Origin of the sequence: Bifidobacterium sp. (genome assembly GCF_050874245.1) — a bacterium.
GTDB lineage: Bacteria > Actinomycetota > Actinomycetes > Actinomycetales > Bifidobacteriaceae > Bifidobacterium.
In genome coordinates this window covers 1-6548 of the sequence record NZ_JBNMKH010000087.1, presented here as the reverse complement: position 1 = coordinate 6548, position 6548 = coordinate 1, and the positions used below count along the sequence as shown (strand labels likewise).

Genomic DNA, 6548 nt, shown 5'->3' with positions numbered 1-6548 from the left:
CGTGGGTGCTGTCCATCGGCATCAACCAGACGAAGAAGACCAACGACATCATGGTGATGATCAAGCTGGCCATCATCGTGCTGTTCATCGTGTGCACCGTCTGGTACATCAATCCCGCCAACTGGAAACCGTTCTCCCCGTATGGCATCTACACGTTCCAGCCGGGTTCGACGCAGCCGTACGGCATCGTGCCGGCCTCGTCGATCGTGTTCTTCAGCTTCATCGGCTTCGACGCCGTCTCCTCCTCCGCCGAGGAGACCATCAATCCGAACAAGACGCTGCCGCGCGGCATCCTGATTTCGCTGGCCGTGTCCACCGTGCTGTACATCATCATGACGCTCATCATGACCGGCGTGGTGCCGTACAAGGAGTTCGCGAAGTTCATCGACGCTCCGGTGGCGGGCGTGATTCTCGAGACCGGCCTCAACTGGCTGGCGTTCATCGTGAACCTCGGCGCGTTGATCGGCATGACCACCGTCATGCTGGTGCAGCTGTACGGCCAGTCCCGCATCTGCTATGCGATGAGCCGCGACGGACTGTTCCCGAAGTTCTTCGGCGAAGTGCATCCGAAGTACCGCACACCGTTCAAGGGCACGTGGTTCTTCGGCATTCTGACGGCCATCGCCGGCGGTTTCATCAACATCAACGTGCTGTTCGAGCTGGTGAACATCGGTACGCTGTCCGCGTTCATCATCGTGTCGGCCGGCATCCTGTGGATGCGCAAGACCCAGCCGGACGCGCATCGTGGCTTCCGTGCGCCGGGCGTGCCGTTCACGCCAATCTGCGCCATCATCTTCTGCCTGATTCTGATCTTCGGTTTGAATTGGGAGACGTGGGTGCGTTTCGCCGTGTGGTTCGCGCTTGGACTGGTCGTGTATTTCACGTACAGCCGCAAGCATTCTCAGCTTAACGAGCCGGGACTGTTCTAATCATCCCTTCATATGGAAAAGGACGTCTCCCGCAGTTTTACGGGAGACGTCCTTTTTTCTATGTTTCTATGTATGCGCAATCACCATTCGTGACGCTGGTAGGCGATACGCGTGGTATCGGTGGGGCGGTCAAGCAGTTGGATCAGGCCGCAGCGGGCGAATCCGTTCGATTCGAGCACGTGCTGCATGGCCTTGTTGTTCGGATGCGTGTCGGCGCGCACGTTGCCGTAATGTTCGATGCACCAGTTGATGCAGTCCTTGGCCGCGCCTTTGACGATTCCCGACGAGGCGATGCGGTGGATGGTCACATACGAGTCATCGTCCAGCCAGGCGCCGTCGATATGCGCGTAGGTGGGATCCTCGCCCGTGCACAGGGCGAACTGGGCGAGCACACGCTCCTTGCCGTCAGCCTCGTCCACCAGCAGCATGGTGCGCTGCTGGCGAATGTCGTCAAGGATCACTTCCTCACGTGGGAACGTGTTTCCCCATTGCGTGGGATTCCCGTTGGCCGCCATAAGCTCACGCGCATGCTGGTAGATTTTCAGCATGACAGGCAGATCATCCATGGTGGCACGACGGAACCGACGTTCGGAAGTGGTTTCGCTCAACCCTTTCACCTCAATTCGACTGTATACCTCTCTCAAGCATTCCAGCCGTCCAAACTACCACGCCCACCGCACAGGCATGGTAACGCTCACACAAGGCGGCGTTCGAACGGGTCGGAGCTGATGCCCTTGGCGAGGATGTCCTTGCACCATTCCTTGGCGGTGAACAGGCTGTGGTCGCGGTAGTTGCCGCAGCTTTCGATGGTGGTTGCCGGCACGTCGTCCCATGTGGCCTCGTAGGCGATGAATTCCAACGATTCCTTCAATGCGCGAGCCACATCCTCGGTGGAATGCTCGCCCCACGTCAGCAGGTGGACGCCTGTGCGGCATCCGAACGGCGAGCAGTCGATGTAACCGGGGATGCGTTCGCGCAGCAGCACCGCGATGGTGTGTTCGATGGTGTGCAGTCCGCCGGTCGGAATGGCGTTCTCGTTCGGCTGCACCAATCGCAGGTCGTAGTTCGAGATCACGTCGCCGTGGGGGCCGGTTTCCGTATCGATGTAGCGCACATACGGCGCCTTTACTTTGGTGTGGTCCAATTGGAAGCTTTCCACCACCGGCTTGTCTTCCGCCATGTTCTGTCCTTTCGTTGTTGTGTTCACATTCCACTATTCACGGTTCGCGGGCTCAACGTCAACCGTCGTGCCATGCGTGTCGGTTATGGCCGGTTCAAGCCTCGTCGCCGGAATCCTCCCGAATCGCGGCCATGAACCGTTCGCCGTACTGTTTGAGCTTGCTTTCCCCCACACCGTTGACGGCAAGGAACTGGTCGTCAGTGATCGGCTTGACCCGTACCATGTCACGCAACGTCTTGTCGGAGAACACGATGTACGGCGGTTTGCCGAGTTCGCGCGCGATGTCCAGTCGCAGCGCACGCAGCTTCTGGAATAGCGCCTCGTCGCCGTCATCCGGCACGTACGATCCGACAGCGGGAGTGGACACGTCGGGCGTTCGACGCGCACGGGCGTCAGCACGTTTGATCTTCTTGATGTCGTAATGGAATTCGGGTGCGACCGTTTCCGCCGCACGGGGTCCGAAGCCGACGATCGGCAGGCGTCCTTCCGCGATCGTCAGGAAGCCGTCGGTGGCCATCTGGCTCAGCACGTCGCGGATGCGCGCTTCCGTCACTTCGTCGAGCATGCCGAACGACGGCAGGCTTTCGGGGTTGAGATAGCTTAGATCCTGTGCCTTCGAGCCGCGCAGCACCTTGACGATTTTGCCGCTGCCGACATGCTGGTTCACATCGTGCACGCAACGGCTGATGGCTCGGGCGATGTCGGTGACGTCGATGGTTTCGAATGTGTGCTCGCAGTTGGCGCAACCGCCCACGCATTTGCCGTCCGTTTTCGCCGCCGCGCCCGCGGTTTCGCCGAAATACCGGGTCATGTACGCGTGCAGGCAGTCCGTGGTACGGCAGTAGCCGACCATCGCGTCGAGCAGCCGGCGTTTCGACGCGCGTACGGCCTCCTGCTCTTCGGGAGTCAATCGTTCGTTTTCGTAATCCGAATCGAGCAGCCGGCGACGGGTGACGATGTCCGATTCGTTCCACAACAGCGTGCAGCGGCTTGGTTCGCCGTCTCGTCCGGCGCGACCCGCCTCCTGGTAGTACGCTTCGATGGATTCGGGCATGTTGTGGTGGATGACGAACCGCACGTTGGATTTGTCGATGCCCATGCCGAACGCGTTGGTGGCCACGACCACGGGCACACGGTCGGTGACGAAATCGCGTTGCGCCTTCTCTCGTGCGTCGGCGCTCATACCGCCATGGTAGGCGACGGCGATGGTGCCGATATCCGACACATCCGCACCCCCTGCGGCACGCAATTCGGCGACGGCGCTGTTAAGCGATTCGGCGAGCGCTTCCGTTTCCTTGCGCGTGGCGCAGTAGACGATGCCGGATTCGTCCGGATGGCTGGCGATGTAGGACGCCACCCAGGATGCTTTGTCTTTGCGTGGCATGCTGATGACGTCGAAATACAGGTTCGGCCGGTCGAAACCGGTGACGGTGATGGACGGTGTGTGCAGGCCCAGAATCGAAACGATGTCGCGGCGCACGCGTTCGGTGGCGGTGGCGGTGAACGCGGCGACCGTTGGACGTGTGGGCAGTCCGGCGATGAATTCGCCGATGCCAAGATATGAGGAACGGAAGTCCTGCCCCCATTGGGAGACGCAGTGCGCTTCGTCGACGGCGACGAGCGAGATCGGCACACGGACGGCGAAGTTGCGGAATCGTTCGGTTTCCAAACGTTCCGGCGCCACGTACAGCAGTTTGATCTGGCCGGAGAGCGCCTGCGCGAAGACGAGATCCTGTTCGTCCGGCGTCTGCGTGGTGTTGATGAACGCGGCCGGAAGGCCCACGTCGTTCAGGGCGTCGACCTGGTCGCGCATGAGTGAGATCAGCGGCGAGATGACGATGGCGACGCCCGGCAGGATCGCTGCGGGAATCTGATAGCAGATGGATTTGCCGGCGCCGGTGGGCATGACGCCAAGCACGTCACGTCCGGTGAGGATGGCCGAGACGATGCCGGATTGTCCAGGACGGAACGAATCGTAGCCGAAATAGCGGTTCAGCGCCTCCAATGCGCGGGGGTCTACGGAATCGGCGGAATCAACAGCTTGCGTCATAGTTTCCAAGTGTAGCAATGCCATGCGTTGACCGCGGAGAGCGAAACAGCCGGCGCGGGTCTTGCCCATGCCGGCCGTTTCATGCTTCTATCGGAAATAGGGAATTCAGATCTGGCGGAACGCCTGCTCCAGGTCGGCGATCAGATCGTCCGCGTCCTCAAGGCCGACGGACAGGCGGATCAGGTTGGCGGGCACTTCGAGCGTGGTGCCGGCCACGGAGGCGTGGGTCATGGCGCCCGGATGCTCGATCAGGGATTCCACGCCGCCCAGGGATTCGGCCAGGGTGAACACTTCGGTGGCTCCGGCGAACTTCTTGGCCGCTTCGAAACCGGCGGCGATCTGGATGGAGATCATGCCGCCGAAACCGCCGTGCATCTGGCGTGCCGCGATGTCGTGGCCCGGGTGGGATTCGAGCCCCGGATACCATACGCGTTCCACTTCGGGGCGGGTTTCGAGCCACTGGGCCACTTTCATGGCGTTGCGGCTGTGCTGCTTGACGCGCAGGTCGAGGGTTTTGAGGCCTCGGATGTCAAGCCAGGAGTCGAACGGGGACGGAACCGCGCCGGCCGCGTTCTGCAGGAAGGCCACCGCGTCGCGTGTTTCCTTGTCGTTCAGGACCACCGCGCCGCCGACCACGTCAGAGTGGCCGCCGATGTACTTGGTGGTGGAATAGACGACCACGTCGGCGCCGTCTGCGAGCGGATGCTGCAATACCGGGGATGCGAAGGTGTTGTCCACGACCACTTTGGTGCCGTGCGCGTGCGCCACGGCCGCGGTGGCGGCGATGTCGGTGATGTTGAGCAGCGGGTTGGACGGGGTTTCCACCCAGATGTACGCGTACTGCTTCTTGGCGAGCGCGGCTGAGACGGCGGCCGTGTCGGTGATGTCCACCACGTCGAGGCCGATGCCCCACGGCACGAACATCTTGGACAGCAGACGGTAGGTGCCGCCGTACACGTCGTTGCCGAGCAGGATGTTGTCGCCGGGCTTCAAAGTGGAGCGCAGCAGCACGTCGATGGCGGCAAGTCCGGAGGAGAAGCTTAACGCGTATTTCGCGCCTTCCACGGCGGCGAGCTGCTCGTCGAAGCTGTTGCGGGTCGGGTTGATGGAACGGCTGTAGTCGTAACCGTTGCGCAGGCCGCCGACACCATCCTGCTTGAAGGTGGAGGTCATGTAGATGGGGGTGACCACGGCTCCGGTGGTCGGGTCGGGTTCCTGACCTGCGTGGATGGCGCGGGTGGCGAGAGCGGTGGCGTTGAGGGCTTCGGTGTTGGTCGAGATGGTCATGATGGGAACTCCTTGGAAGTAGCGGATGGTTTGGGTCGTTCGGATGATGGGCATTGGTTTCAAAGGTGCGATCGGGCTGCCGGACAGTCGTTTGACGGTCTTTTACAGGTACTGTTCGGCGAGGCTGGGCTTGGTGGTGCGTTCCACGACGTCGGCGAATCCGTTGGCTTGCATCCAGTCGTCATTGAAGATCTTCTCCATATAGCTGCGGCCGGAATCGGGCATCAGCACCACGACGAGCTGGTTTTCGTCGAGGTCGTGCTCGCGGGCGTATTTCAGCGCGGAGAACACGGCCATGCCGGATGAGCCGCCGACGAGCAGTCCTTCCTCGTTGGCGAGGCGTCGGGTCATTTCGAAGGCTTCCGCGTCGGTGACCTGCACGATCTCGTCGGGAAGGCTCCGGTCGAAGGCCTTCGGGTAGAAGTCCTCGCCGACGCCTTCGATCTGGTATTGGTGCACGTCGTCGGGGTCGGAGTAGATGGAGCCTTCCGGATCGGCGCCGATGACCTGCACCGCGCCGTTGGAAGCCTCTTTCAGATAGCGGCCCGTGCCGGAGATGGTGCCGCCGGTGCCGATGCCGGCCACAAAATGCGTGACCTGATGGTCCGTGGCCTGCCAGATTTCCGGTCCGGTGCTGCGGTAGTGGCTCAGCGGTCCGTTCGGGTTGTCGTACTGGTTGGGGCGGTAGCCTCCGGGAATTGCCGCCGCGAGACGTTCGGCGACCTGGTAGTAGGAGCGGGGGTCGTCGGGGCCGGCATCGGTGGGGGTCACGACCACTTCGGCACCGTAGGCGCGCAGCACGGCGCGCTTGGCTTCGGAAACCTTGTCGGGCAGGGTGAAGATGGCGCGATAGCCACGCTGCTGGGCGACCATGGCCAGTCCGACGCCGGTGTTGCCGGAGGTCGGTTCGACGATCACGCCGCCGGGCTTCAGTTCGCCGCTGCGTTCGGCCGCGTCGATGATGCGTTCGGCGATGCGGTCCTTGGAGGAGCCGCCGGGGTTGAAGTATTCGACTTTGGCCGCGATGGTGGCCTTGATGCCTTCGGTCACATGGTTGAGGCGGATGAGCGGGGTGTTGCCGATGAGTTCTGCGGTGCTGTTG

General features: G+C 62.0%; 6 protein-coding genes. 1 reads left to right on the top strand and 5 read right to left on the bottom strand.

The window, feature by feature from the left end:
• On the top strand, positions 1-929 hold a 929-nt coding region (locus ACR0P8_RS08145; protein ID WP_432624602.1), incomplete at its 5' end, for an amino acid permease.
• 80 nt (positions 930-1009) lie between these two features.
• On the opposite strand, the gene ACR0P8_RS08140 is transcribed toward ACR0P8_RS08145, so the two are convergent.
• From ACR0P8_RS08140 to ACR0P8_RS08120, 5 genes are all read right to left on the bottom strand, one after another.
• Positions 1010-1495 (bottom strand): GNAT family N-acetyltransferase, encoded by a 486-nt coding sequence (locus ACR0P8_RS08140; RefSeq protein WP_003808493.1) that lies wholly within the window; start codon positions 1493-1495, stop codon positions 1010-1012.
• 128 nt (positions 1496-1623) lie between these two features.
• On the bottom strand, positions 1624-2109 hold the full coding sequence (locus ACR0P8_RS08135; RefSeq protein WP_432624601.1) for an S-ribosylhomocysteine lyase: 486 nt from the start codon (positions 2107-2109) through the stop codon (positions 1624-1626).
• Between the two features lie 94 nt (positions 2110-2203).
• Complete coding sequence (recQ, locus tag ACR0P8_RS08130; protein ID WP_432624600.1) at positions 2204-4159, bottom strand: DNA helicase RecQ; 1956 nt, start codon at positions 4157-4159, stop codon at positions 2204-2206.
• A gap of 105 nt (positions 4160-4264) precedes the next feature.
• Complete coding sequence (locus tag ACR0P8_RS08125) at positions 4265-5446, bottom strand: cystathionine gamma-synthase (RefSeq protein WP_143239542.1); 1182 nt, start codon at positions 5444-5446, stop codon at positions 4265-4267.
• Between the two features lie 102 nt (positions 5447-5548).
• Positions 5549-6548 (bottom strand): pyridoxal-phosphate dependent enzyme (locus tag ACR0P8_RS08120; RefSeq protein WP_432624599.1); only part of this gene is annotated, 1000 nt, incomplete at its 5' end.